Genomic DNA, 25,666 nt, shown 5'->3' with positions numbered 1-25,666 from the left:
GATTCACCGGGTTGTGGAGGCGATTCCTACCAATTGTTCCAACAAATCTCAACCGACGCCCGTCAACTGCGACGACATCCTCGCGACGTGGTCGATGTAGGCCGTCGGGAGGCCGTACAGGAGGGTCGCGATCTCCTTGTCGTGGATCACCGGCAGGGCGGCCAGCGCGTCGGAGGCCAGGCCGCGGCAGAACTCCAGCGTGTTGGGCACCAGGTCGCCCGCGCGCAGCCTGCGCAGCGCCTCGGCCACCTGCTCGTCGGTCATGTCACGGCCGAGCAGGTCGCCCAGGTCGGTGCCCGACAGCAGCAGCGGCAGGCTGTAGACGCCCTGCCGCAGGTCGTTGCCGGCCGGCTTGCCGAGCTGGGCGCTGGAGGCGGTCAGGTCGAGCAGGTCGTCCAGCACCTGGAAGAGCAGCCCGAACTTCTCGCCGTACGCCGCCACGCGGGCCCGGTCCTCGGCGGAGGCCCGCGCGCAGACGGCCGCCACCAGGCAGCCGGCCCGGAACAGCGCGGCGGTCTTGCCGGTGATCGAGCGCAATGCGCTCTCCCGGGTCCTGGCCGGGTTGAACAGCTCGCTCGTCTCCAGGTACTGGCCCTCGGCCAGCTCGACCACGGTGGCCGCGAGCACCTCGGCGACCGGCCTGGAGACCGCGGTGATGGCCGCCAGGCCCGCCCTGGCCAGCATGAAGTCGCCGATCACCAGCGCCTTGCCCTCGCCCAGCTCGGCGTTGAGCGTACGGGTGCCGCGCCGCTCGGTCGCCCGGTCCATGAGGTCGTCGTGCACGAGCGAGCCGGCGTGGATGAGCTCGACGCACGCGGCGGCCGTGATCACCCGGCGGTCGGGGGCCCTGCCGAGGGCGAGCGAGGTCGCCAGCGTCAGCGCCGGACGCAACCGCTTGCCTCCGGCGCCGACGATCCGCCCGGCGCCCGCGTTGATCCCCGGCAGCGCGGACGAACCGCTGAGCCGCCTGATCCTGGCCTCGACCTTGAGCAGACCTTCGGCGACGGCGGGGCTGTTCACGAGTTGCTCCATGGGATCAAGCCTGCTCCTGAGCCGCTGTGCCGCGCCTGAGAGACGCTGAGGACGCTCTCAGCCCGAGGGTTGACCCTGACATCGTGTGAGCCGGTACGACAGGATGTCCCCCGGGCTTAGGAGGACATCATGGGAATGGCGGAGCGGGTCGAGGCGGTCCTGAACGCCGGCACGGCGCCCAACCTGCACGCGGTCGTGGTCATGCGGGGCGGCGAGGTCGTCGTCGAGCACTACGGCGCGGGCGTCGACCAGCGGATCACGGAGGAGCCCCGGCACGTCGTGTTCGACCGGGACACGCCGCACGACGTGCGGTCGGTCACCAAGAGCGTGGTCGCCCTGCTGTACGGCATCGCCCTGCGCGACGGGCTGGTGCCGCCGCCGGACGCCCGACTGGTGGAACAGTTCCCCGAATATCCGGATCTGGTGGCTGATTCCGAGCGGGCTCACCTCACCGTCGAGCACGCGTTCACCATGACGCTCGGGCTCGACTGGAACGAGGACCTGCCGTACACGAGCCCGGCCAACAGTGAGCTCGCGATGGAGCTCGCCCCCGACCGGTACCGGTTCGTCCTGGAACGCCCTGTGGTCGAGGAAGCCGGGAGGCGGTGGCGGTACTGCGGCGGCGCCTCGGCGCTGATCGGCGGGCTCATCGCGCGGGGCGCGGGCGAACCGCTGGAGGAGTACGCCACGAAGGTGCTGTTCGAGCCGCTCGGGATCACCCGGTCCGAGTGGACCAAGGGCGCGGACGGGGTGGCCATGGCCGCGTCCGGGTTGCGGCTGCGGCCCCTCGACCTGGCCGCACTCGGACGGCTCGTGCTCGGCGGCGGGCTCGGCATCGTCCCCGAGCAGTGGGTGCGCGAGATGACGCGGCCCCGCGTCGTCATTGACGGCACCTTCCGCTACGGCTACCAGTGGTACGTCAGCACCGGCGACCGGCCGTGGACCGAGGCCATCGGGAACGGCGGCCAGCGGCTGCTCGTGCTGCCCGGCGAGGAGCTGGTGGTGGCGGTGACGGCCGGCGACTACAACGGGGAGCAGGTGAGCGCCACGGCCGTGCTGGACGCCGTCCTCGACCGGTGAGCCGGTCACGGGACCAGCAGGACGCGGCCCGTGGCCGCCCGCGACTCCAGGAGGCGATGGGCCTCGGCCGCCTCGGCCAGCGGCAGGGTCCCGTGGACGGCGGCCCGGCTGCGTCCTGAGCCGAGCCGGGCGAGCATCTCGGGGTAGTGCGTGCCGAACACCTGGCCCGCCCAGCCGGGGCCGCTGCAGCCCACGACGGTCAGGCCGCGCTCCATCAGGTCGGCGGCCGTGACGGCGGCGGGCTCGCCGCTGAGCATGCCGTAGAACAACATCCGTCCGGTGCCGGGGACGAGCCGGTCGAGCACCCGCCGGGCCGACGCGCCGCCGATCGACTCGAAGACCACGTCGATGTCCGGCAGCGCGTCCGGCCAGGCCGGGTCGCCGTGGTCGACGGCCTGGTCGGCGCCGAGGTCGAGGGCCCGCCGCAGCTTGGCCGGCGAACCGGCGGTGGCGATCACCCGAGCCGCCCCGAACTCCTTGGCGTGCGCCACCACGTGCCCGCCGACCGCGCTCGTGCCCGCCTCGACCAGCACGGTCTCCCCGCCGCCGAGCCGGGCCCGGTGCAGCAGGGCGAGGGCGATCGCGCCGGGCGCGGCCCCGGCCAGGGCCTCCAGGGGCGTCACGTCTTCCGGGACGGGGCAGGTCATGGCGGCGGGCATGGCCACGTACTCGGCGTAGGCGCCGAGGCCGCCGGTCACTCCCACGCGGACGGTGCCGAGCAGGCCGCCGTCCACGCCCTCGCCCACCTCGACGACCTCGCCGACCGCCTCCGCGCCGAGCACGGCGGGCAGCGGCAGCGGGAACGGCAGCGCGCCCGAGCGGATCTGCGTCTCGGCATGGCTGACGCCGATCGCCTGCGCGCGGACGACGACCTGGCCCGCGGCGGCGCGTGGGCGGGGCAGATCCACGGGTCGCAGGGCCTCGGGGCCGCCGGTCGCGTCGAGCTGGATGGCGAGCATGGTTGTTCCTCCCATATCTGAACCGCTGGTCCAGTTAATATATGGACCGCTGGTCAACTTTGTCCATGGGAAACAATGACCGGATGGAACGTCGAGAGCGGGCCGACGCCGCGCGCAACAGGCGGGCGATCCTGCGGGCGGCCGAGGAGCTGCTGCGGCTGCACCCGCCCGAGCAGGTCTCCGTCGAGCGGGTCGCGGTGGCCGCGGGCGTGGGCAAGGGAACGGTGTTCCACCGCTTCGGCAGCCGTACGGGGCTGATGCGGGAGCTGATGAGCGAGCGGGCCCACGAGCTGGACCAGGCGGTGGCCGAGGGGCCGCCGCCGCTCGGCCCCGGAGCGCCGCCCGTCGAACGGCTGGTCGCCTTCCTCGGAGCGGTGGCCGAGCTGGCGGCGCGCAACGGCAACCTGGTCGCCGCGCACGAGCACGCGGTGGCGACGAGCAGGTCCGAGCCTCGCGAGGCCAACCCGATCTACGTCGGCTGGCACCGGCACGTCACCGCGCTGATCACCGAAGGACGGCCGGACGTGGACGCGGACGAGATCGCCCACCTGCTGCTCGGGTCCCTGCACATGGAGCCGATCGCGAGCCGGCTGCGCGCCGGGGACAGCGCGCGGCTCGCCCGCAGCTTCGCCGCCCTCGCCGAAGGGCTGCTCGGCAGGCCCGCCTCCTGAGCGGATTTACCGATCGCTGGGTTGAAATTTGATCATGTGGGCGTCTGTGGCGCCCCGGGTCGCGGGTATCTGGGCTCCGAACCCACGAGGAGTGCCATGATCTTCCGTATTCGATCCGTCCCCGCCTGTTCGGTGCTGGCGGCGGGCGCCTTGCTGCTCGGCGGAGCCGGGGCCGTCTCGGTTCAGAGCGCTGCCGCCGCCCGGACGGGGGCGACGGTGCCCGGGGCCACCGATCCGCCGAGCTGCTGCGGCCACCACTGCGAGCACTGCCCGCCCGGCCGCCCCGGCCCGCCCGGTCCGCCGGGCGAGCCCGGCCGGGACGGTGTCCTCGGCTGGGAGCTCGTGCAGGAGGAGTTCACGAATCCGCCGTTCTCGTCCACGCCCCGGAGCGTCACGTGCAGCGCGGGCAAGCGGGTGGTGAGCGGCGGGTACACCCTGCCCGACACGATCTCGCCCAACGCCTCCCGCCCGGCGGGGACCAACGGCTGGGAGGTGGCCCCGCCCAGCAACTACGGCTTCGCGTACAACTTCACCGTCTACGCGATCTGCGCCCTTGCGGACCCGGGGGTCTAGCTCGCGGGGGGCGGTGTCAGAGGGGGAGGGTGGTGGCGGCGGCGTGGAAGGCGGCGACGGCCGCGCGGACCGCCGGATGGTCGCCGTAGCCGCGGCGGAAGGCGGCCCGCGTGCGGCGGCTCAGGGGAAGGCGGGTCAGCGAGACGCCGCCGGGCGGGGTGAGCGCCGCCAGCCGGGGCACGAGCGCGACGCCCTGACCCGCGGCGGCGAAGGCGAGCACGGTGTCGAAGTCGTCGATGTGGTGCCGGACCCGCGGCTCGAAGCCGGCCGCCTGGCAGGCCCTGATCGCCATGGTGTGGCAGAGCGTGCCCGGCTTGCTCAGGATCCACGGATCGTCGCGGGCGTCGGGGACGCAGGCGCGGTCGGTCAGGTACATCGGCTCGGTGAACAGCGGTTCGGTCTCGATGGAGGCGTCGGTGACCGGGGGCACGAAGTCGTACTCGTGCACGAGGGCTACGTCGAGCTCGCCCGCCCGCAGCGCCGCCGAGACGTCGGCGGGGTCGATCTCGGCGACCATCGGCTCAAGGCCCGGGTACGCGCCGGTCAGGCGCGCCAGCGCGGGCGGCAGCAGCACGCGGGTGGCCGTCGGGAACGCGCCGATCCGCAGCGGGCCCGACGGCCCGCCCCGGGCGGCGGCGAGCGCGGCCGAGGCGCGTTCGAGCTGTTCGAGCACGGCCTGCGCGTGCTCGACGAGCAGCAGCCCGGCCGGGGTGAGGGTGACCGTGCGGCCGGTGCGTTCCAGCAGCGGCACGCCCGCCTCCCGCTCCAGCGCGCTGAGCTGCTGCGAGACCGCCGAAGGCGTGAACGTGACCGCCTCGGCCACGGCGCTGATCGTGCCGCGCCTGGCCAGCTCGCGGAGCAGGTGGAGCTTGCGAGGATCGAGCATAAGTTCATCTTAAGCTCGAACGAAGAAATCCGAACTGGACCTAACAGGTCGTCGGGCGGCAGGCTCGGAGCATGCTGAGAGGAATCCACGTACCGCTGGTCACGCCGTTCACGTCGTCGGGCGAGGTGGCCGCCGACGCGGTCGAGAAGCTGGCCGGGCAGATGCTCGACGAGGGCGCGGCCGGGCTGGTGGCGCTGGGGACGACGGCCGAGGTGGCCGCCCTCGACCCCGCCGAGCGGGCGCTGGTGGTCGAGACCTGCGTCCGCGTGTGCGCCGGACGCCGGGCGGTGCTGACCGTGGGCGTGACCGGGAACGACACCCGGACGACGGCCGCGGCGCTGCGCGAGCTGCCCGCCGGGGTGGACGCGGCCCTGGTGACCGTGCCGTACTTCCTGCGGCCCGGCGAGCGCGGTGTGATCGCGCACTTCGAGGCGCTGGCCGAGGCGTCACCCGTGCCGCTGGTGGTCTACCACATCCCCTACCGGACGGGACAGGCCGTGGGAGCCGAGACCCTGCGGCGCATCGGGGCCCATCCGAACGTCGCGGGCGTCAAGTACGCCGCGGGCGGCATCGACCAGGACACGATCGACCTGCTCGCGGATCTGCCCGACAAGTTCGAGGTGCTCGGCGGCGACGACGCGTTCGTCTCGCCGCTGCTCGCCCTCGGCGCCTCCGGCGGCATCCTGGCCTCGGCGCACCTGCTGACCAGGAGCTTCGTCGAGCTGGTGGACGCCTGGCAGGCCGGTGACGTGGCCACCGCGCGTCCGCTCGGGCACCGGCTGGCGCAGGTCTCCCGCGCGCTCTTCGCCGAGCCCAACCCGACCGTGATCAAGGGCGTCCTGCACGCCAGGGGCCTGATCCCCACGCCGGACGTGCGGCTGCCGCTGCTGCCCGCCTCGGCCGCCGCGGTGTCACAGGCCGACCTGGTGGCGGTACATCCAGGCCAGTGACTCCTGGCTCGCGCTCCGCTTCAGGAACATCGGCAGCATCAGGTCGCGGAAGACCCGGGCGACCGGGCCCGCGGCCTTGCTGTTGCTGATCGTCCTGGAGTAGGCCACCACCCGCTCGACCCTGGGCCGCCGCTCGGCCTCGAAGCGCTCGAACGCCTCGCGGTGGCCCTTCGCCTCCCGCAGGCACCTGGCCAGCACGACCGCGTCCTCGACGGCCAGCGAGGCGCCCTGGCCGGAGCTGGGCGAGGTGGCGTGGGCGGCGTCCCCGGTGAGCAGGACGCGGCCCTTGTGCCAGACGGGCACCGGCGGCAGGTCGTACACCGGCAGCGCCAGGTCGACCGGGCCGCGGCGGACGACGTCGGCCGAGACGTTCGCGTCGCCCTCGAACGCCTCCTCCAGGACCGGCTTCCAGTCCGCCGGCACGTCGCCGAGCCGCCTGGGCAGGTTCGCGAACCACCACGTGTCGCCCGACTCGGCCACCGTGTAGCCGAAGAAGGCCCGCTTGCCGAAGATCATGTTGTAGACGCCGGGCTCGCCGCCGACCCCGGCGTCCCGGACGATGCCGCCGAAGCTGTACAGACCGCTGTAGCGCGGGCCGGGCGCGCCGGGGTCGAGGAGCGAACGGGTGCGTGAGTGCACGCCGTCGCAGGCGATCAGCAGGTCGCCGGTGGCCGAGGTGCCGTCCTCGAAGGTGGCCACGACCTCGTCGCCGGTGTCCTCGTAGGAGACCAGGCGTTTGCCGTACGTGATGGGGATGCCGCGCCGGGCGGCCTCGTCACGCAGGGAGCCGTAGAGGTCGGAGCGGAGCACGGTGTGGCTGACCGTGCCGTCGTCGAGCCGCAGGCCGTTGGCCACCTCGCCGAGGCGCTTGCCGGTGCCGCTCCACATGACCATGCGCGGGGTGGGGATGGCCGACGACAGCGCCTCGCGGTGGACGCCGAGCACGCGCAGGGCGGCCAGGCCGTTGGAGGCCAGGTTGAGGAACGAGCCGACGTTCTCGGCGCCCCGCCCGTACGCCTCGTGGATCGCGGCGTCGATGCCGACCGCCTGGAGGGCCATCGCCGTGACCGGACCGCCGATCCCGCAGCCTATGACCAGAGCCTTCATGGTGATATCCTTTCGTTCGACCGAACGAAATATATGAGAGCAGGCGGCGGGATGTCCAGAGATATTTCGGTGCATCGAAAGAAATTGTTGGACGAACTGGTCGAGGCGGGTCGCGAGAGCAGCAACGCCGCGGTCATGTACCACAGCGCCATGGGCGAGCGGCTGGGCCTGGGGATGACCGAGGAGAAGACGCTCGACCTGCTCCAGCGCCTCGGCCCGCTGACCGCGGGGGAGCTGTCCCAGCACACCGGCCTGGCCCCGGCCTCGGTCAGCGGGCTGATCGACCGGCTGGAGGCCAAATGGCTGGTCCGCCGGGTGCGCGACACCAAGGACCGGCGCCGGGTCATCGTGGAGATCAACTGGGAGCGGCTGGCCGGCTTCGGCGAGCTGTTCGAGCCGTTCGTGGCCGCGATGTCCGGCCTGTACGACCGCTACACCGACGAGGAACTGGCCCTGATCGTCGACTTCCTCCGGCGGTCCACGGCCCTGCAACGGGAGGCCACCACGGAACTGCGGGCCGAATAAAGGGCTGTACAAAGATCCCATTACGGGCTACCGTGTCCGGCGATATGGGTTACTGCTTCCTGTGATTCTCACGCCCGAGGCGCATCCGCGTTGAGCCGACAGCTCCGCCGCGCCTCGTACCGGTCATATCCGCGTTGAGACAAGGAGGTGGGGCCTCTATGCGTACTGCTGCCCAATTGGCGCTGACCGAGATCACCAAGCGTTACGACACCCGGGCCGTCCTGGACCGTGTGTCGCTCACCGTCAGGCCCGGCGAGCGGGCCGGCGTGATCGGCGACAACGGCTCGGGCAAGTCCACGCTGCTCAAGCTCATGGCAGGCGTCGAACGTCCGGACAACGGCGAGCTGACCGTGGTCGCGCCCGGCGGCGTGGGGTACCTCCCGCAGTCGCTGGAGCTGCCGCCGCACGCCACCGTGGCCGACGTCGTGGACCTGGCCCTGGCCGAGCTGCGCGAGATCGAGGCGCGGATGCGCGCGCTCGCCGCCACCGACCTGGACGCCTACGCCAAGGCCGTCGCCGAGTTCGAGGCGCGCGGCGGCTACGAGGCCGACACCCGCGTGGACGTCGCGCTGCACGGCCTCGGCCTGCCCGGCCTGGACCGGGACCGCCCGGTCTCCACGATGTCGGGCGGCGAGCGGTCGAGGCTGGCCCTGGCCGCGACGCTGGCCGCCGCGCCGGAGCTGCTGCTGCTCGACGAGCCGACCAACGACCTGGACGACCAGGCCGTCGCCTGGCTCGAAGAGCGTCTGCGCGAGCACCGCGGCACGGTCGTGGCGATCAGTCACGACCGGGAGTTCCTCGACCGGGTCACCACGGTGATCCTGGAGGTCTCCGCCGGACGGGTGCGCCGCTACGGCGACGGCTACTCCGGCTACCTCACGGCCAAGGCCGCCGAACGGGCCGCGCACGTGCGGGCCCACGAGGAGTGGCGGTCCGAGCTGGCCCGGCACGCCGGTCTGGTGACGGCCAACGCCGGGCGGATGGCGGCCGTCCCGCGGGCGATGGCGAAGGCCGGGATGGGCACCGGCGCGTGGCGGGCGCGGTCGCGTACGCACGGTGCGGCCGGGCGCGTCCGGCAGTCGCAGCAGCGGATGCGGTGGCTCAGGGAGCACCCGGTGCCACCGCCGCCCGTCCCGCTGCGGTTCACCGCCTCCATCGCCACCTCCATCGCCACCTCCGTCCCGTCCCTCACCGACGTGCCGGACGGGCCACCGACGGCGGTCGTGCTCGACGGGGTGCGGGTGGCGGGGCGGCTGCGGCTCGACGGGCTCACCGTGCGGCGGGGGGAGCGGCTGCTGGTCACCGGGCCGAACGGCGCGGGCAAGACCACGCTCATGCGGGTGCTCGCCGGCGAACTGCGTCCCGACGCGGGCACCGTACGCCGGGCCGGGCGGGCCGGGCTGCTCCGCCAGGAGGAACAGGCGGCGCGGCTGGACCGTACCGTGCTCGCGGCCTTCGCCGAGGGGCGGCCGGGCAGCCCCGGCGAGCACGCCGACCGGCTGCTCGGCCTGGGCCTGTTCCGGCCGGACGACCTGCGGCGGCGGCTCGCCGACCTCTCGTACGGGCAGCGCCGCAGGGTCGAGCTGGCCCGCCTGGTCAGCGACCCGGTGGACCTGCTCCTGCTCGACGAGCCGACCAACCACCTGTCGCCGATGCTGGTGGAGCAGCTTGAGGAGGCGCTGGCCGACTACGAGGGCGCGCTGGTGGTCGTCACCCACGACCGCCGCCTGCGCGCCGCCTTCACCGGCGCCCACCTGGAGCTCGCCCCAGCCCCCCGCAACGGCCGCACCCCCTGACGGCCGTGCCCGCCCGGCTCAGGGGCGGGCCGACCGACGGATGGCCGTGCCTCCCTCGGCCACCGGCCGCACTCCCCGACGGCCGGTGGCCGCCTCGCTCAGCGGTCGGATTCCCTGATGGCCGTGCCCACCTCGCCGACCCGGTCGGCGAGGAGGCCGAGGGCGCCCACGGCTCGGGTCATCGGGTCGTCGCCGTCGCCGCCCAGCGCCCTGGCCCGGAGGAAGGCCGCCTTGATCTCCGCCCAGCGCGCCGCCTGGGCGGGGGTCAGGCGGCCGCGCAGCTCGGCCAGTTTGAGCAGGTTGGCCTCGGCGTCCTGGGTGAGGGTCTGCGCCTCGCCCAGGTAGTGGTCGTCGATCACCGCCTCCAGCTCGTCGTCGTTCATGGCGGGCACGATGCGCTCGGCCAGCTTGTTCATGTTCCGGTACGACCCCTGCAACCGGTACGGCGGCTCGGTCCTGGACGCCTCCGCCTGCGACGCCGACGCGATGTACGCCGCGTTGTTGGCCAGCACCACCTCCTGGACGCGCACCAGCTTGCCCAGCACGCCGAGCACCTGGTCCAGCTCGGCCTTCCCGTACGGGTGCCGGAGCTGGTCCGGGCGGACGGCCGGGTCGCCCTTGGCCAGGCGTACCAGCAGCTCGACGTCGCCCCCGTCGCGGCCCGAGAGGGGGGCCAGCACCGGGTTGGAGGTCAGCGCGTTGTCGACGTAGCTCAGCGCGAACAGCTCGTCCTTGCCGGAGAGCACGTCGCCCAGGTTCCACACGTCGGCGCGGTTGGCCAGCATGTCCGGGATGCGGAAGCGCTGCCCGGACTCGGTGTACGGGTTGCCCGCCATGCACACCGCGAACCGCTTGCCGCGCAGGTCGTACGTGCGGGTCCGGCCGTTCCAGACGCCTTCGATGCGGCGCTGGGCGTCGCACAGCGAGATGAACTTCTGCAGCAGCTCCGGCGAGGTGTGCTGGATGTCGTCCAGGTAGAGCAGGGTGTTGTTGCCGGTCTCCAGCGCGAAGGAGATCTTCTCGACCTCCTGCCTGGCCGTGGCGTCGGGCGCGTCGGCCGGGTCGAGCGAGGTGACGCCGTGGCCGAGCGCCGGGCCGTTCACCTTGACGAAGACCAGGCCGAGGCGGCTGGCGACGTACTCCATCAGCGTGGTCTTGCCGTAGCCGGGCGGGGAGATGAGCAGCAGCAGGCCCATCTGGTCGGTGCGCTTGCCCGCGCCCGCCGCGCCGAGCTGCTTGGCCAGGTTGTCGCCGATCAGCGGCAGGTAGACCTCGTCCAGCAGCCGGTTGCGGACGAACGCGCTCATGACCTTGGGCCGGTACTCCTCCAGGCGCAGCCGGCGGCGTTCCTGCTCGACCAGCTCGTTGCGGCGGCGCTGGTAGGCCCGGAAGGCCGGAACCCGTTCCCGCCTGAAGGCGCGTGCCCTGGCCAGCAGCTCGTCGAGCCTGACCCGCAGCCTGCGGTCCTGGACGCGCGGATGCGCGCCGAGCAGGCCCTCGACGGTCTCCTCGACGGCGGCGTCGGAGTCGTGGCGGGGCAGGTCGCACAGGTGCACGGCGACGGCCTCGGCCACCTCGGGGCCCTGGCGGTAGGCGCCGATCCAGGCGTGGGCGAGCTGGAGCCGCTCGGGCAGGGGGAGCGCGGCCAGCTCCTCCTCGAACTCGCGCGTCCTGGCCGGGCCGAGTGTCTGCCTGAAGCCGTCGAGCAGGTCGCGGGCCGCCTTGCCGGTCACGAAGCCGAACGGCGTCGCGCCCAGCTCCTCGACCAGGTACTCACCGGCCAGCTCGGCGGCGCCCTCTGCACTGGGGGAGAAAGCGGCGATCCGGGCACTGAGCTCGACGGCCAGGGCCTCCAGCGCGGGGGTGTGGCCGAAGACCGAGCGGGCGCGGACCAGGGAGGCGGCTCTGGTGGTCAATGTTTTACGTGAAACCTCGTCCGTGCCGAAGGCCCAGAAGAGCTGGGCCGCCGCGCGGGCCTCGGGCGGGTAGCGCAGGAGTCCGGCGCCCTCGCTCAGGCGGACCAGGCTCTCCAGGACGAGGATCGCGTCGTGGTCGTGGACGCCGCGCTCGTAACCCTCGTCGTATCGCTGCTCGGCGGCCTGACGTACCAGGTCGGCCAGGGGAGCCCCGGGCCGTACGGACTCCAGGAGGGAGGCGGCCAGGTGCTCGGCCCGGTACATGTCCGGCGTCTCCGACACCAGGAGCTGGTCCCAGAACGGCCGCGTGTCGGCGAACGAGGCCGGTACGGGCGCGCGGTAGTCCGTTCCCGTGATCGCGAAGTGCAGGTCGCCGTCGTGCGGGACCAGCGTCAGGTCGATCGGCTGGGTGTTGACGGCGAAGCGGTGACGGCCGAGGCGCAGCGTCTCGCCGCCGTCGGTGAACAGGTCCAGCCGGTCCCGCAGGGCGCGGCCGGCCTCCTGCTGGGCCGCCTTGACCCGGCCGTCCAGCTCCTCGGCCCGTACGGCGTCGCCCAGGGAACGCAGCTCGGCCGCCGCCGTACGGATCCTGCCGACCATCGGATCGGTGGCGAAGTACGTGTTGACCTCGTCCATCGACCCCAGGGACGCCAGCCGCCCGGTCACACTGGCCAAAATGCGCCCGGCCGAGGCGAAGACCCGGTCGGCCCGTCGCGCCAGGCCGTCGAGCTGGGTCTGCTTCCTGGCCGAGAACGCCTCGTAGACCTCGTCCCGCCGGCCCGCGAGCTGGGCGGCGAAGTCGTCGAACTCGCCGAACCGGGCCTCCAGGTTCTCCACCTGAAGCATCAGGCGGCCGAGCTGCTCGTCGCACTTGTCCGGTGTGTCGGCCATCGCCAGCGCGCCCGTGACGGCCTGGCCGAACAGGGCGAACTCGGCGGCGAAGGCCGCGCGGCCCTCCGAGCCCAGCAGCTCGCGCCGCCGCCCGTCGAGCAGGGCCCGCGCCCGGTTCACCCCGCCCAGCACCTCGGCGATCCGGCCCAGGATCGACGTGCGGACCGTGGCGTCGGCGATCTCCAGCGAACCGACGACCTCCGTCACCACCTCCAGGCCCTCCGCCTGCTCGGCCAGCCGGTCCGCGACGGGCGCGGCCTCGGCCACGGTCGCGATCGCGGCGGCGTCGGCGGCCAGCCCTTCGACCGCCGCGTGGTAGGCGGTGAACGCCTCCGCGCCCTCCAGGAAGGCGACCGCGCGCCTGCCGGTCGCGGCCAGCTCCGCGGTCACGGCGGCGGACAGCTCGTCCAGGCGGGCGAGGTCCAGGTGGCGGACGTCGCGCAGGGTCACCAGGCGGCCCTGCTGCCTGCGCAGGCCGGCCAGCGTGGTGACCCAGGCGTCGGCGGTGGCGGGGGTGTCGGCGGCGGCCTGGCGTACCAGGTGGGTGGTCTCCTCGGCCGCCGCCGTCAGCGTGTCGGCGGCCTGGCGGGTGAGCTGCTCGACGTTCTCGTACTCGTCGAGCACCTGCTCGGCGGTGGCGCGCACGTCGGCGAGCGGCCCGGCGAGCGGCGCGGCGAGCCCGTGCTCGCCGAGCCAGTGGTAGGAGTCCGCCGCGCGGGTGCAGGCGGCGATCAGCGCCTCGAACGTGGCCTCCGACGCCGCCATCTCCTCGACCATGCGGGCCACGGACAGGCAGTCGGAGATCCCGCGCACCAGCTCGGCGTTGCCGATGCGCTCCAGGGGCCCGGTCCCGGTGGGCTGCGCGGCGGCGTAGGTGTCGGACACGTACGGCGTCTGCCACACCTGCATCGGGTGGACCCGGGTCGGCTCCTCGGAGAGGGCGCGGAAGACCACCATCGTGCCGTCGTCGAACAGGGAGTACCCGTGGCAGACAATGGGGTTGGCCACCTCCTTCCTGATCACGTTGTACGGCAGCAGCAGCGAGCGGCCGTCGCCCCGGGCGTGGAAGACGTACAGGACGTCCTCGCCGTTGGGCGAGCGCACGACCCGCTCGAACTCCAGGTCCGTCACGTCCGTGTCGAACGTCTTGCTGACCCCGGTCGCCAGGTAGTAGCCGCCCGGGAAGATCAGCCCCTGGTCCTCGGGCAGCCGCTGGCAGGACTGGCCGATGCCGTCGAGCCTGGTCACCGCCTTGGTACGGGTGTTGAAGACCAGATGCCGCCAGTCCTGCTCCTTGTACGGCCTGATCCGCATGAGGACGAGCGGCCCGATTCTGGCGTACTCGACGTCGGCGTCGGCCAGCGACTGGAGGCGTTCGGTGACCGGCTCGGAGTAGACGCCCGCGCCGGTCTCCGTGTTGTTCTCGACCTTGATGGTCAGGTCGCCGCCGATCGTCTCGACGAAGACCTCGCCCTCGATCGAGATGTGCGGATGGCGGCCGAGCACGTGGTCGTCGCGGGTGGTCGGCGTCCACTCGAAGTCGTGGGACGGCGGGAAGACGTGGTCCCGCTCTCCCCGGTTGTCCAGATATCTCGGGACACCGCCGTTGCTGACCGCCCACCTGAGCACCCGCGTGTCCGCCGGGCCCGTCCGGAACACCGCCAGCAGCTTGCCCTCGACCCGCCTGAGCTGCTGGAGGCTGGTCTCCTTGTAGTACCGGTACAGCTCGGCGAAGTCCTTCCTGAACGCCGGCTCCTCCAGCGTCTCCAGCTTGCCGGTCTCGAACGTGAACGTGTCCCCGTCCCTGGTGAAGCGGTGGACGGCGAACACGTCGGCCACGGTCGTCTCCGGCTTGAGCCCGATGAAGACGTTGTAGCCGAACAACATCACCTCGCCCAGCGAGACGATGTCCCTCGGGACGCAGTTGTTCTCCGTCCTGATGCGCTCGGTGCCGAGCAGGCGCAGCTCCGCGCCGCCGAAGACGCGCAGCCGCTGCCCGTTGACCTCCTCCGCCGCGACCGCCAGGGCCTTGGCCTGCGCCTGGAGACGGTTCCTGAGAACCTCGTAGGTCCCGGCTTCCAGCTCGGTGGTGCTCACGTCAGCCCTTCGCCGCCGCCAGCGCGGCCACCGGGGAGTCGGCCAACCCGAGCCGCCGCGCGGTCTCCAGCAGCTCGCCGAGCGCCGACGACTGCGGGCCGCCGTCCTGGATGAGCCGCATGAGCAGCGCCGAGACGGTCAGGTTCTTGATGTCCTCGGTGCGCACCCCGCCGACCACGCTCGCGATGTCGGCCGCCAGGCTGGCCGTCCCGTTGAGGTACGGCTGCACCAGGGCCCCGGCCACCTCCGAGTGGCCGACGAAGCCGTCCACCGCCTTGCCCGTGGTGATCGAGCCGACGACCTTGTCGAAGAACATCGTGTCGCCGCCGACGATGTCGATGTTGGCCTTGGACAGGCCCGCCGCCAGCACGCTGGCCTGCGACTCGGCCACCTGGCGGGTGACGTCGATGTGCTTGAGCCTGATTTCCTTGTCGGCCTCCAGGCGCAGGCGGTACTCCTCGTGGCCCCGGCTGGCCTCGTCCAGGGCGGCCATCGCGGCGGCCTTCTGGGTCAGGCCCTCGGCCTCGGCCTTCAGCTTCTCGCCGATCGCGGTGGCGCCGGCCAGCGCCATGGCCTGCTCGCCCTCGGCCTGCGCCTTGAGCCGGTCGCCCTCGATCAGCGCCATGGCCCGCGCGCCCTCGGCCTCGGCCCGCAGCTTCTCGCCCAGGGACGCCGCCTCCGCGCGGCCGACCTTCTCGATGGCGTCCGCGTCGCGCTCCTTGACCTGCACCTGCGCCAGCCCGGCCGCCGCGGACTCGGCCTGGACGCCCTCCGCGAGCCGGATCTTGGCCCGCGCGTCCAGCTCGGCGGCCTGCTGCCGGGCCTCGGCCAGCACCAGCTCCTCACGGGCCCTGAACTTCGACGCCGCCTCCGCCGCCTCGGCCGCCTTGATGTCCTTGACCAGGTTCTCCTGCGCCTCGGCCTCGGCGGCGATGATCACCTGCTGGCGGGTGCGCTCGGCCTCCTCGACCACGCGCAGCCGCTTGATGCTCTCCTCCTGCTCGGCCACCGTCTTGTCGACCGCGATGCGCTCCCTGATGACCTCGGCGATCGACCGCTTCTCGGTCTCGACCTCCTTGTCCTTGGCGATGCGCGACAGCTCGGTCTCCCGCTCCCGGGCGATGACCTCCAGCAGGCGGTCCTTCTCGATGCGCTCGCTCTCGATCGCGATCACCCGTTCGCGGTTCTTCTCGGCGACCGCCACCTCGCGGGCCTGGTTCTCGCGCTGCACGCCGAGCTGCTCGTCGGTCCTGATGTCCGCCGTCTGCGCGCGCAGCCGTTCCTCGGCCTGCACGCGGGCGATCTCCGCCTCCTCGCGGGCCTTGACCGTCTCGATCTCGCGGCGCTGCTTGAGCTCGGCGTCGGCCTGGCGGCGCTGGAGTTCCAGGATGGCCTCGCGGGCGTCCACGTTCTGGCGGGTGATCTCCTTCTCCTCGGCCCGCTGGAACTCGTTGGTCCGTACGTGTTCCAGCGCGGTCAGCTCGGTGATCTTCCTGATGCCCTGGGCGTCCAGGATGTTGCTGGAGTCGAGCTGGGTGAGCGCGGTCTGCTCCAGGTAGTCGATGGCGGCGTCTTCGAGGCTGTAGCCGTTCAGGTCGGTGCCGATGAGCCGGATGATCTCGTCGCGGAACTCGTCCCGCTTGGTGTAGAGGTCGACGAAGTCGAGGTGCTTGCCGGCCGTCTTCAGCGCCTCGGAGAACTTGGCGCTGAACAGCTCCTGGAGCGTGTTCTCGTCACTGGCCCTGGCGGTGCCGATGGCCTGGGCGACCTTGATGACGTCCTCGGCGGTCTTGTTCACCCGGACGAAGAACGTGATCTTGATGTCGGCCCTGATGTTGTCCCGGCAGATCAGCCCCTCGCGGCCGGTACGCGTGATCTCGATGGTCTTCACCGAGATGTCCATGGTCTCGGCCTTGTGGACGACGGGCAGCACGATGGCGCCGGTGAACGTCACGTCCACCTTGTTGACCTTCGACACGATCAGCGCCTTGCCCTGTTCCACCTTGCGGAAAAGGCGGCCGATGATGACGAGCAGGCCAATCACGATGACCAGGACGACGGCGAGAAATACGCCGAAGCCCGTGGAGATGACGTCCATCAGATCTCGCTTTCGTAGGGCATGACCCAGAAGAATTCGCCGTCTTTGTCGTATTGGAAGATGAGTGCTTTGTCGCCGCGGGCCAGGCGGTCCCCGCCGGTCGTGCGGACCTGGACGACGGCGGTCGAGCCGTCCTCGGCGGCGACCTCGGCCTGGCCGAAGTCGGGGGTGGCGGCCCCGGTGCGGATGACGCACGGGCGGCCCACGAGGTCGTCGCGCGAGTGGCGTCCGCCGTCCGGGAAGGCCCTGCGCAGCGGCCTGATCAGGGCGCGCGTGGCGAGCCAGGCGCCCGCCGCCGCGGCGAAGGGCGCGGCGGCCAGCGCGGCGTCCGGCAGCACCTGGCCGCCGATCAGGGCCAGCAGCCAGGCGATCGCGACCAACAGGGAGATCGCGATCCCGGCGGGCACGCCCCCGAACCCCAGCCACGGCGCGTCGTGGTCGAGGTCGAGCAGGCCGGCGATGACGGCCAGCCAATAAGCCACGACGGCCACGAGGAGGAAAGTGAAAATAACTGTCGGAAAGCTCAGAGCGGCGTGGAAGAACTCGGTCATCAGCCCTCGGTTTGCCCATCCCCCGGTGTGTCCTGACGGACTATATACATATAAAGCGCGACTAAAGCGGAAAGTTCCCGACTTCATATCGAAAGTTGTCCGACTTGACCTCAAGCAGGGTTGAGGTAGCACGCTCATCGGCATGAGCGATGTGATGAGGGCGGCGGCGTTCGCCGAGCCGGGCGGACCCGAAGTGCTGAAGGTGATGGAGGTGCCCGCGCCGCAGGCGGGCCCGGGAGAGGTGCGCGTACGCGTGCGGGCGGCCGGTGTGCAACCCTTCGACACGGCCGTACGGGCGGGGTGGCTGCCGCCGTACCTGGGGGACGTGCCCTGGCCGCGCATCCCTGGCAACGAGTTCGCCGGCGTGGTCGACCAGGTGGGCGACGGGGTCACCGGGGTGTCGGCCGGGGACGAGGTGCTGGGCTTCTCGCGGCTGTACGCCTACGCCGAGTACATCGTGGTCCCGGCCGCCGACGTGGCGCCCAAGCCCGCCGGGACGCCCTGGGAGGTGGCCGGCGGGCTGACGTCCGGCGTCCAGACGGCCGAGCTGGCCCTCGACAGCCTGGGCGTCGCCGCCGGCGAGACGCTGCTCGTGCACGGCGCGGCCGGGTCCGTGGGCACGGCGGCCGTGCAGATCGCCCGCATGCGCGGCGCCACGGTGATCGGCACCGCCAGTGAGGTCAACCACGACCACCTGCGCGACCTCGGCGCGATCCCGGTGGCCTACGGCGACGGGCTCGCCGACCGGGTGCGCGCGCTGGCCCCCGGCGGCGTGGACGCGGCCCTCGACGGCGCCGGCGGCCACGCCCTGGAGGTCTCGCTCGACCTGGTCGCCGACCGGGCGCGCATCGTCACGCTGGTCGAGCACGGCAAGGCGGCCGAGCTGGGCGTCAGGACCGTGATGGGCGAGCGCACCGCCGAACGCCTCGGCCGGTACGCCGCCCTGTACGCCGAGGGCCGGTTCGCCTTCCCGGTGCGGCGGACGTACCGGCTGGAGGAGGCCGCCGACGCCCACAGGGAGGTCGAGACCGGCCACGGCCGGGGCAAGGTCGTCCTGGTGACGGACTGAGGTCCCTGGGCGGGCCGGTTCAGTCGGCGTTCTTGTGACGCTGGTTGAACCGGCCCGCCTTCGCGCGGTTGCCGCACACCTCCATCGAGCACCACCTGCGGCTGCCGTTCTTGCTCACGTCCAGGAACCACAGGACGCAGGCCGGGTTCGCGCACTTGCGCAGCCGTTCGGGACGCCCGCGCAGCAGCGGGACGACGGCGGCGGCCGCCGTCCAGGCCGCCTCCCAGGCCGGATCGCTCACCACGACCGTGTCACGCGGCCCGTCGTCGCCCACCTGCGGCCTGGTCGCGCCCTCGTCGAGCACCGCGTTGAGCCGGTCGTGCCCGCGTCCTTCGAGCAGCCCGCGCAGCGCGTCACGTGCCAGGACGAGGCGGTCGCGCACGCGTTCCAGATCGTCCTCGCCCGGCAGGCCGTGGTCGCCGAGCCAGGCGCGCACGCCTTCCAGGTCGTCGAACTGGTCCACGAGGGCGCCCTGGTCCACCCACACGGTGTCCACCAGGTCCAGAGCCAAGGGCTCATCGCGGAGCGGCCGTATCCTCACTGCCTCTAACCCCTCAAAGCGATTTGACTGGTTAACTTTCACCATGCTATCACTTAACCAGCAAAACGGATTTAGCCGGTTAGAGGAGTGTTGACATGACTGTTCAGTACCGCACCGCTGTGATCGACGGACTCGACGTGTTCTACCGGGAGGCGGGCGACCCCTCGGCGCCCACGCTGGTGCTGCTGCACGGGTTCCCGACCTCGTCGGTGGCCTACCAGGAGCTGATCGCCGAGCTGGCCGACGAGTTCCACCTGATCGCGCCCGACTACCCCGGATTCGGCCACAGCTCGGCCCCTGCCGCCGACGAGTGGGAGTACACCTTCGACCACCTGGCCGACGTCGTCGACCAGCTGCTCGACACCCTCGGCCTCACCAAGTACGCCCTCTACGTGCACGACTACGGCGCCCCGGTCGGCTTCCGCCTCGCCACGCGGCACCCCGAGCGCATCACCGGCATCGTCACCCAGAACGGCAACGCGTACGAGGAGGGCCTGACGCCCTTCTGGGAGCCGCTGCGCAAGGCGTGGGCCGACCCGTCCGAGGAGAACACCTCCGCGCTGCTCGGCCTGCTCACGCCCGAGGCCACCCACTGGCAGTACACGCACGGCGTCCGTGACACCGGCCTGGTCAACCCGGACAAGGCGGTCCTCGACCAGGCCCGGCTCGACCGGCCCGGCAACCACGCCGTCCAGCTCGCCCTCTTCGTGGACTACGGCCGCAACCCGGGCCTCTACCCGGAGTGGCAGGAGTACCTGCGCACCAACCAGACGCCGGTGCTGGCCGTCTGGGGGCGGCACGACGAGATCTTCGGCCCCGACGGCGCCCTCGCCTTCGACCGGGACACCAAGCGCGTGCAGATCCAGCTCCTGGACGCGGGCCACTTCGCCCTGGAGACGCGCGGCCCGCAGATCGCCGCCCTGGTCCGCGACTTCCTCCGCCGCCTCTCCGACTGACGGGAGCCCCCCCGATGTCCCACCGCCGCCGCCGGAGCGTCGCCGCCGGCACCGGCTCGGCCGCCCCGGTGACCGCCCGTCCGCATGACTCCGCCGCGCTCCCGTCCCCGGCCGTCCACCGCGTACCCCCGCCACGGGGGCTCGCGGTGGGCCGGGCGGCGGTGACGCCCGAGCCGCCGCCCTCGCCGGCGGCGGCGACCCTGAAGAGGTACGTGCGGGCCGCTGCGTCGGGGGCGCCCGCACGACCGCCCGGAAGGGTGGTGGCCCTGGCCACCGTGGCAGCGCTGGCCGGGCTGTCCCTGCTGGCCCTGGTCACCACCCTCACCGGCCTGGAGCTGTTCGCGCTGCCGTTCGCGGCCTCCGCCATGATCGTGGCCCTGGCCCCCGCCGCGCCGTTCGCCCAGCCGCGCAGCATCCTCCTCGGCCATCTGAGCGCCTCGGCGCTCGCCCTGGCCCTCACCGCCCTCACCGGCCCCTCGGTGTGGGCGGCGGTCGCCGCGGCGGCGCTCTCCACGGCCCCGATGATGCTGCTGCGCGCCCCGCACCCCCCGGCGGGCGCCACTGCGGCGCTGATCGGGCTCACCGCCCCCGACCCCGTGTACCTGCTCGACCCGGTACTGGTGGCCGGCATCGTGGTGATCGCCGGCGGTGTGGCGCTCGGCAGGGCGCTGCCGGGCCACAAGTACCCCGCCTACTGGCGTTGACCGCGGGCCACGCGTCACTGCCGGTGGCGCATGGCCTCGGCGATCACCAGGCCGACCTCGTTCAGCTCGCTCTCGCCGTCCTCGACGTCCCAGAGGGCGTTCTGCAGGAGGCGGCCGAGGGTCCAGCCGGCCGCCCTGGCCGGGTCGAGGCCCAGTCCGTCCACCATCAGGTCGAACCGCCGCAGCACGCCCTTGATCGGGTCGCCGGTGGCGACGACGGCCTCCCACCGGTTGTCCAGGGCGGGCCACAGGTCGAAGCCGGGGTCGCCGGCCAGCGGCTTGGGGTCGATGGCCAGCCACGGCTCCCGCTCGGCGGCCAGCACGTTGTCGTAGTGCAGGTCCCAGTGCAGCAGCCGGTCGCCGGGTTCGGAGACGAGCTCGGCGACCGCGTCCGCGGCCCACCGCAGCCAGAACCTGTCCTGCTCGCGGGGCAGCGCGGCCGCCGCCCGGTCGACGTCGGCCAGCATCTCCGCGGCGATGTCGCCCAACCGGCGCAGGCCCGGCGGGGCGGGGAAGGCGGTCAACCGGCCCAGCAACTCGGTCAGGATCTTCAGCGCCTCGACGTCGTCCGGCACGGCCGACAGCGGGCGGTCGGAGTCGAGGCGTTCCAGCAGCAGGGTGCCGGTCTCGGGGGCCTCGTCCAGCAGCAGCACCGAGCCCTTGCCGGCCCACGTGCGCAGGCCGGGCGCCTCGGTGGCGTTCTCGTCGGTGACGGGCTGGAGCTTGAGCGCCGCTCTGGTGCCGTCGTCCCGTACGACGGGCAGCACGAGGGAGACCACGCCGTGCATGGGCGGCCCCTCGTCCAGGCGCAGCCCCCACTCCTCCAGGTAGCGCTCGGCCAGTGCCGGCAGGCCGGCCGACCACACCCGCCCCCGCTCCCCGTCGATCTTCACATGTGATTCGGTCAGTGCCTCGGGAACCTTGATCCGCATCACCCCAGTCTGCCTCCGACCGGGGAGCCCGTGGCTAGAAGTGCCAGGGGTAGGGCGACCAGTCGGGCGCCCGCTTCTCCAGGAAGGAGTCGCGCCCCTCGGCCGCCTCGTCCGTCATGTACGCCAGCCGCGTCGCCTCGCCCGCGAACACCTGCTGCCCGACGAGCCCGTCGTCGATCATGTTGAAGGCGAACTTCAGCATGCGCTGGGCGGTCGGCGACTTGCCGTTGACCTTGCGCGCCCACTCCAGCGCCGTGGCCTCCAGCTCCGCGTGCGGGACGACGGCGTTGACCATGCCCATGCGGTGGGCGTCGGCCGCGCTGTAGGTGTCGCCGAGGAAGAAGATCTCGCGGGCGAACTTCTGCCCGACCTGCCGCGCGAGGTAGGCCGAGCCGAAGCCGCCGTCGAAGCTGGCCACGTCGGCGTCGGTCTGCTTGAAGCGGGCGTGCTCGGCGCTGGCGAGTGTGAGATCGGCCACGACGTGGAGGCTGTGGCCGCCGCCCGCGGCCCAGCCGGGCACCACGCAGATCACGATCTTGGGCATGAAGCGGATCAGCCGCTGCACCTCCAGGATGTGCAGGCGCCCGGTGGCGGGGGTGCCGTCGGCGTACTGGTAGCCGTCTTTGCCCCTGATGCGCTGGTCGCCGCCGGAGCAGAAGGCCCACCCGCCGTCCTTGGGCGAGGGGCCGTTGCCGGTGAGCAGCACGCAGCCGACGTCGGTGGTCTGCCTGGCGTGGTCGAGCGCCCGGTAGAGCTCGTCGACCGTCTGCGGCCTGAAGGCGTTGCGCACTTCGGGCCGGTTGAACGCGACCCGCACCGTGCCCTGGTCGAGGGCCCGGTGGTAGGTGATGTCGGTGAAGTCGAAGCCCTCGACTACCTGCCACATCTTCGGATCGAACAGCTCGGAGACCATGGGGGCGAGCCTAACGGATCTGCCCCTCGGCCCACTCGGCCCACTCCTTCTGGACGGCGCCCAGCCGCAGGCCGTACTCCAGGGCCAGCCGGCCGTAGACCGACAGGTTGTCCTGGCCGCTCTCGACGAAGCCCTTGATGGCCTCCATGTGCTCCAGGTGCTTGCCCACCACCTCGGCCTGGCGGCGCAGGTACGCGCGGGCCTGCTCGGGATCGACCTGCCCGAGGAAGAACACGCGCAGCAGCATGTCGCTGCGCCCGACCCTGACCGGCTCGACCTCGGTGATCCAGCGGCGCAACTCGGCGCGGCCCTCCTGGGTGATCGCGTACTCCTTGCGCCCCCGGGGGCCCTCGGCCGCCACGCTCACGAGACCGGCGTCGGCCAGCTTGCCGAGCTCGGCGTAGAGCTGGCTCTGCGTCGCGGGCCAGACGTTGGACAATGAGACGTCGAAGGTCTTCAGCAGGTCGTAGCCGCTGGCCGGCCCCTCGGCGAGCAGACCCAGCACGGCGTGTCTCAAGCTCATATTCCTATATTGACATATCTCCACAGGAGGTTCTACCTTCGACATGTCTACTTAGGAACGTCAAAGGAGTTGCGCGATGCGCGGTCTGCTCGGTTTCCTCCCCTGGGTCGTCTACGCGGTCATCGCCACCGGCGACGAATGGCGCTGGGGCGCCATCACCGGCCTCGTGATCGCCGTTGCTCTCGTGGTCGTCGACCGCCGCTCCGGGCGGGCCTGGGACGAGATCGTGATCGAGACGAGCGCCGCCGTCTTCTTCGCCCTGCTCACCGTGCTCTCCCTGGTGGCCCCGCACTCGCCGCTCACGCCGTACGGGCCCGCGCTGGTCAACGTGTGGCTGGCGGGCACCGCCTGGGGTTCGATGGCCATCCGCAAGCCGTTCACGCTGGGCATCGCGCGCACGATGGCGCCCAAGGAGATCTGGGAGACCCCCGCCTTCCACCGCGTCAACGTGGTGATCACGGCGGTGTGGGCGGTGGCGTTCACGCTCGCCGCCGTCTCGCTGACGTTCGTGCTGGCCGCGGCCCCCCACGCCACCACGGTCGTCATCGCGATCAAGGTGCTCTCGTTCGTCGTCCCCGCCGCCTTCACCGCCCGTTACCCGAAGGTCGTCAGGCGTCGCGCCGAGGCCGCCGCTAAGTGACCTCCGCCCGCAGCTCGGCCAGGAGCTCCCCCTGGTCGGCCAGCATGTCGGTGAGGATGCGGCGGGCGGCTCCGAGCAGGTCGGCCAGCTCGGGAGTGGCCAGCGTGTAGACCACTGTGCTGCCTTCGCGGATTGCGCTCACGATCCCGGCCCTGCGCAGGACCGCCAGCTGTTGTGAGAGGCTCGACGCCTCGATGTCGATCTGGGCCAGCAGGTCTCTGACGGGCAGTGGACCTTCCTGGAGTAGCTCCAACACTCTGATGCGAGCGGGGTGGCCGAGCGTCCTGAAGAAGTCGGCCTTGGCCTGGTGGACCTCCACGTGCATATTGCAAGACTAATCGAGCGCAGTTGCATAATTCTTCAAGTCGTAACGTTGTTGGATAGCATGACAGCGGGGACTAGGGAGTAGCCATGGGCCGAGGAAGAGCCAAGGCGAAGCAGACGAAGGTCGCTCGCCAGCTGAAGTACACCAACCACAACATCGACTACGACCGGCTGCGCGAGGAGCTGGGTGCGGACACGCCGCGCGAGGAGATGTACCCGTCTACGGCGTCCGAGCAGGAGTCCGAGCGCGCGCATTGACGCGCGCCGGCTTCGCGGGGGCGTCCGCGACGTTCTTGGGCCGCCTGGCCTTCGGCGCCTGACCGGTCGCCGCGAGTTCCAGGCGGTGCTTCTGTGCCCGCCCGGTGGCGTGCCGCGGTGTGCGGTCACGCCGCCGTGGTGCGGAGGGGTCAGCCCGTCACCGCTTCGAGCAGGCGGCGCGCGTCGGCGAGCAGGCGGCCGGTGGCCGCCTCCGACACCGGGTCGGCGTTCTGCTGGAAGCCGTGCGCGAGGCCGGGTTCCCTGCGGCACGTGACCGGCACGCCCGCCTCGGCCAGCCGCCGGGCGTACGCCTCGCCCTCGTCCCTGAGGGCGTCGTGCTCGGCGGTGACGATCAGCGTGGCGGGCAGCCCGCGCAGGTCGGGCACGAGCAGTGGGCTCAGCCCCGGGTCGGCGCGCCGCGCCGGATCGGGCGCCCACTGCCGGACGGCCCAGGCGAGGAAGCTCTCGTCGAGGCCGTGACCGGTGCCCTTCTCCCGCACGCTGGGCTGCGAGAGCGTGAGGTCGGTGTTGGGGCAGATCAGGATCTGGGCGGCGGGCGACGGGTCGTCCGCGTCGCGCAGCTCCAGGCAGGCCATCGTGGCGAGGTAGGCGCCCGCGCTGTCCCCGGCCACCGCGACCGGACGGGCCGTGCGCAGCACCTCCACGACGTCCTCGACCGCCGCCGGGTACGGGTGCTCAGGCGCCAGCCGGTAGTCCACGGCCATCACCTCGACGCCGCACCCGTCGGCCAGCAGGCGGCAGATCCGGTCGTGCGTGTCCAGGCCGCAGAACACCCATGCGCCCCCGTGCACGTACACCACGAGCGGCCGCCGCTCCTCCGCCGGCCGGTAGTGCCGCAGCCGCAGCCCGCGCGGCCCGGTCAGCTCGGTCACGTGCGGCAGCTCGGGCCCCCGCGCACGCAGGTGCGCCCGCTCGGCGCTGCCCCTGCGCAGCTCATGGACGTCGGGATCGCTCATGGACGACGAGTGTAGGGATCACCCGACGGCAAAGGTCTCCCAGCTCCGGCGCAAAGACAGGCATGCCGGGAAGGCCGATGGGCAGGTGCCGATCGGGCCCGACAAGGAGATCGAGACATGCGCATAGGAATCGTGGGTGCGGGCAGGCTCGGCGCGCCGCTCGGCCGGCTGCTCGCGGCGGCCGGTCACGACGTGCTCTTCAGCGACGCCCGGCTGACCCTGGCCGAGGAGGCCGCGGTCGCCGCCGAGGGGCAGGCGGGCGGCGGCTCGCCGATCGAGGCGGCGCGCTTCGGCGAGGTCGTCGTCATGGCGGTGTGGTGGGAGGCCTTCCCCACGGTGGTCGAGGAGCTGGGCGCGGCGCTGGCAGGCAAGATCGTCATCGACCCCAGCAACCCGATCACCGAACGCGACGGCGCCGAGGCGGTGGTGGCCGTCCCGGACGGGCTCACCAGCCCGCAGTACCAGCAGCACGTGCTCGGCCCCGAGGTGCGGGTGGTGCGCACGTTCAACACCAAGTACCCCAACGAGCTGCTGGAGCTGGGCACGGCCGGGCAGCGCGGCGGCCCGCGGGCCGACATGCCCTACTGGGGCGACGACGACGCCGCCAAGAAGGTCGTGGTGCCGCTCATCGAGGACGCCGGGTTCACCGCCATCGACGGCGGCGGGCTGGCCGACTCCCTGTGAGCCCCCTTGAGGT

25 protein-coding genes are annotated in these 25,666 nt (G+C 72.3%); 12 read left to right on the top strand and 13 right to left on the bottom strand.

The features are described 5' to 3' along the window. Positions 1 to 48: 48 nt before the first annotated feature. Complete coding sequence (locus ACWCSU_RS18020; RefSeq protein ID WP_449936117.1) at positions 49 to 1,032, bottom strand: polyprenyl synthetase family protein; 984 nt, start codon at positions 1,030 to 1,032, stop codon at positions 49 to 51. A gap of 129 nt (positions 1,033 to 1,161) precedes the next feature. Here ACWCSU_RS18020 and ACWCSU_RS18015 point away from each other — a divergent pair, with 129 nt between their 5' ends. Then, positions 1,162 to 2,112, top strand: coding sequence for a serine hydrolase domain-containing protein (locus tag ACWCSU_RS18015; RefSeq protein ID WP_449936116.1), 951 nt, complete (start codon positions 1,162 to 1,164; stop codon positions 2,110 to 2,112). Between the two features lie 5 nt (positions 2,113 to 2,117). Here the strand turns inward: ACWCSU_RS18015 and ACWCSU_RS18010 are convergent, their stop codons facing one another. After that, positions 2,118 to 3,071, bottom strand: a complete 954-nt coding sequence (locus ACWCSU_RS18010; RefSeq protein ID WP_449936114.1) for a quinone oxidoreductase family protein — start codon at positions 3,069 to 3,071, stop codon at positions 2,118 to 2,120. Positions 3,072 to 3,154: 83 nt separating this feature from the next. On the opposite strand from ACWCSU_RS18010, the gene ACWCSU_RS18005 reads away from it, so the two are divergent. Both ACWCSU_RS18005 and ACWCSU_RS18000 read left to right on the top strand, forming a co-directional pair. Then, positions 3,155 to 3,742 (top strand): TetR/AcrR family transcriptional regulator, encoded by a 588-nt coding sequence (locus ACWCSU_RS18005; RefSeq protein WP_357693498.1) that lies wholly within the window; start codon positions 3,155 to 3,157, stop codon positions 3,740 to 3,742. A gap of 96 nt (positions 3,743 to 3,838) precedes the next feature. Further along, the gene (locus ACWCSU_RS18000; RefSeq protein ID WP_357693500.1) at positions 3,839 to 4,315 is read left to right on the top strand and encodes a hypothetical protein; all 477 of its coding nucleotides are present in this window, start codon (positions 3,839 to 3,841) and stop codon (positions 4,313 to 4,315) included. A 16-nt stretch (positions 4,316 to 4,331) separates the two neighbouring features. On the opposite strand, the gene ACWCSU_RS17995 is transcribed toward ACWCSU_RS18000, so the two are convergent. Further along, complete coding sequence (locus ACWCSU_RS17995; RefSeq protein ID WP_449936112.1) at positions 4,332 to 5,201, bottom strand: LysR family transcriptional regulator; 870 nt, start codon at positions 5,199 to 5,201, stop codon at positions 4,332 to 4,334. A gap of 71 nt (positions 5,202 to 5,272) precedes the next feature. Here ACWCSU_RS17995 and dapA point away from each other — a divergent pair, with 71 nt between their 5' ends. Continuing rightward, positions 5,273 to 6,151: a 4-hydroxy-tetrahydrodipicolinate synthase gene (dapA, locus tag ACWCSU_RS17990; RefSeq protein ID WP_357693504.1), complete on the top strand. Its 879-nt coding sequence runs from the start codon at positions 5,273 to 5,275 to the stop codon at positions 6,149 to 6,151. Here dapA and ACWCSU_RS17985 read toward each other — a convergent pair. Next, positions 6,113 to 7,258 carry an FAD-dependent oxidoreductase gene (locus tag ACWCSU_RS17985; RefSeq protein WP_449936110.1) on the bottom strand — a complete coding sequence of 382 codons (1,146 nt, stop codon included), beginning with the start codon at positions 7,256 to 7,258 and terminating at the stop codon, positions 6,113 to 6,115. The two genes, dapA and ACWCSU_RS17985, sit on opposite strands and share 39 nt — an antisense overlap. 84 nt (positions 7,259 to 7,342) lie before the next feature. On the opposite strand from ACWCSU_RS17985, the gene ACWCSU_RS17980 reads away from it, so the two are divergent. Continuing rightward, the gene (locus tag ACWCSU_RS17980; protein WP_357693508.1) at positions 7,343 to 7,783 is read left to right on the top strand and encodes a MarR family winged helix-turn-helix transcriptional regulator; all 441 of its coding nucleotides are present in this window, start codon (positions 7,343 to 7,345) and stop codon (positions 7,781 to 7,783) included. Between the two features lie 158 nt (positions 7,784 to 7,941). Next, positions 7,942 to 9,579, top strand: a complete 1,638-nt coding sequence (gene abc-f, locus ACWCSU_RS17975) for a ribosomal protection-like ABC-F family protein (protein WP_449936109.1) — start codon at positions 7,942 to 7,944, stop codon at positions 9,577 to 9,579. Between the two features lie 98 nt (positions 9,580 to 9,677). Here the strand turns inward: abc-f and ACWCSU_RS17970 are convergent, their stop codons facing one another. The 3 genes from ACWCSU_RS17970 to ACWCSU_RS17960 are packed head-to-tail and all read right to left on the bottom strand — an operon-like array spanning position 9,678 to position 17,072. Continuing rightward, complete coding sequence (locus tag ACWCSU_RS17970) at positions 9,678 to 14,483, bottom strand: DNA repair ATPase (RefSeq protein WP_449936108.1); 4,806 nt, start codon at positions 14,481 to 14,483, stop codon at positions 9,678 to 9,680. A gap of 1 nt (position 14,484) precedes the next feature. Beyond that, positions 14,485 to 16,581: a flotillin family protein gene (locus ACWCSU_RS17965; RefSeq protein ID WP_357693514.1), complete on the bottom strand. Its 2,097-nt coding sequence runs from the start codon at positions 16,579 to 16,581 to the stop codon at positions 14,485 to 14,487. After that, positions 16,581 to 17,072 (bottom strand): hypothetical protein, encoded by a 492-nt coding sequence (locus ACWCSU_RS17960; RefSeq protein WP_357693516.1) that lies wholly within the window; start codon positions 17,070 to 17,072, stop codon positions 16,581 to 16,583. Before ACWCSU_RS17960 ends, ACWCSU_RS17965 begins: the two co-directional genes overlap by 1 nt. 214 nt (positions 17,073 to 17,286) lie before the next feature. Here ACWCSU_RS17960 and ACWCSU_RS17955 point away from each other — a divergent pair, with 214 nt between their 5' ends. After that, entirely contained in the window at positions 17,287 to 18,201 is a 915-nt protein-coding gene (locus ACWCSU_RS17955) for an NADP-dependent oxidoreductase (RefSeq protein ID WP_449936413.1), read from the top strand. Positions 18,202 to 18,220: 19 nt separating this feature from the next. Here ACWCSU_RS17955 and ACWCSU_RS17950 read toward each other — a convergent pair whose 3' ends face one another. Then, a complete protein-coding gene (locus ACWCSU_RS17950; RefSeq protein WP_449936106.1) occupies positions 18,221 to 18,712 on the bottom strand; it encodes a CGNR zinc finger domain-containing protein in 492 nt (163 codons plus the stop codon). A 125-nt stretch (positions 18,713 to 18,837) separates the two neighbouring features. On the opposite strand from ACWCSU_RS17950, the gene ACWCSU_RS17945 reads away from it, so the two are divergent. Together ACWCSU_RS17945 and ACWCSU_RS17940 are read left to right on the top strand one after the other, a co-directional pair. Continuing rightward, positions 18,838 to 19,698, top strand: coding sequence for an alpha/beta fold hydrolase (locus ACWCSU_RS17945; RefSeq protein ID WP_449936104.1), 861 nt, complete (start codon positions 18,838 to 18,840; stop codon positions 19,696 to 19,698). 14 nt (positions 19,699 to 19,712) lie between these two features. Beyond that, positions 19,713 to 20,402, top strand: coding sequence for an HPP family protein (locus ACWCSU_RS17940; protein ID WP_449936102.1), 690 nt, complete (start codon positions 19,713 to 19,715; stop codon positions 20,400 to 20,402). A 14-nt stretch (positions 20,403 to 20,416) separates the two neighbouring features. Here ACWCSU_RS17940 and ACWCSU_RS17935 read toward each other — a convergent pair whose 3' ends face one another. The 3 genes from ACWCSU_RS17935 to ACWCSU_RS17925 are packed head-to-tail and all read right to left on the bottom strand — an operon-like array spanning position 20,417 to position 22,770. Continuing rightward, the gene (locus ACWCSU_RS17935; RefSeq protein ID WP_449936100.1) at positions 20,417 to 21,334 is read right to left on the bottom strand and encodes an aminoglycoside phosphotransferase family protein; all 918 of its coding nucleotides are present in this window, start codon (positions 21,332 to 21,334) and stop codon (positions 20,417 to 20,419) included. Between the two features lie 34 nt (positions 21,335 to 21,368). Next, the gene (locus ACWCSU_RS17930; RefSeq protein WP_364083809.1) at positions 21,369 to 22,247 is read right to left on the bottom strand and encodes a 1,4-dihydroxy-2-naphthoyl-CoA synthase; all 879 of its coding nucleotides are present in this window, start codon (positions 22,245 to 22,247) and stop codon (positions 21,369 to 21,371) included. Positions 22,248 to 22,257: 10 nt separating this feature from the next. Continuing rightward, positions 22,258 to 22,770, bottom strand: a complete 513-nt coding sequence (locus tag ACWCSU_RS17925) for a PadR family transcriptional regulator (RefSeq protein WP_357702057.1) — start codon at positions 22,768 to 22,770, stop codon at positions 22,258 to 22,260. 76 nt (positions 22,771 to 22,846) lie between these two features. Between ACWCSU_RS17925 and ACWCSU_RS17920 the strand changes: the two genes are divergently transcribed. Then, on the top strand, positions 22,847 to 23,410 hold the full coding sequence (locus tag ACWCSU_RS17920) for a hypothetical protein (RefSeq protein ID WP_449936098.1): 564 nt from the start codon (positions 22,847 to 22,849) through the stop codon (positions 23,408 to 23,410). On the opposite strand, the gene ACWCSU_RS17915 is transcribed toward ACWCSU_RS17920, so the two are convergent. Further along, on the bottom strand, positions 23,403 to 23,735 hold the full coding sequence (locus ACWCSU_RS17915; RefSeq protein WP_090938046.1) for an ArsR/SmtB family transcription factor: 333 nt from the start codon (positions 23,733 to 23,735) through the stop codon (positions 23,403 to 23,405). The two genes, ACWCSU_RS17920 and ACWCSU_RS17915, sit on opposite strands and share 8 nt — an antisense overlap. An 86-nt stretch (positions 23,736 to 23,821) precedes the next feature. Here ACWCSU_RS17915 and ACWCSU_RS17910 point away from each other — a divergent pair, with 86 nt between their 5' ends. Next, the gene (locus tag ACWCSU_RS17910) at positions 23,822 to 23,992 is read left to right on the top strand and encodes a DUF3073 domain-containing protein (RefSeq protein WP_357702062.1); all 171 of its coding nucleotides are present in this window, start codon (positions 23,822 to 23,824) and stop codon (positions 23,990 to 23,992) included. 149 nt (positions 23,993 to 24,141) lie between these two features. Here ACWCSU_RS17910 and ACWCSU_RS17905 read toward each other — a convergent pair whose 3' ends face one another. Continuing rightward, positions 24,142 to 24,969 (bottom strand): alpha/beta hydrolase, encoded by an 828-nt coding sequence (locus ACWCSU_RS17905; protein ID WP_449936096.1) that lies wholly within the window; start codon positions 24,967 to 24,969, stop codon positions 24,142 to 24,144. Between the two features lie 117 nt (positions 24,970 to 25,086). Here ACWCSU_RS17905 and ACWCSU_RS17900 point away from each other — a divergent pair, with 117 nt between their 5' ends. After that, positions 25,087 to 25,653, top strand: a complete 567-nt coding sequence (locus ACWCSU_RS17900; RefSeq protein ID WP_357702066.1) for an NADPH-dependent F420 reductase — start codon at positions 25,087 to 25,089, stop codon at positions 25,651 to 25,653. Positions 25,654 to 25,666 lie beyond the last annotated feature (13 nt).

Source organism: Nonomuraea sp. NPDC001699 (assembly GCF_053596455.1).
This window is presented reverse-complemented; position numbering and strand designations above follow the sequence as displayed.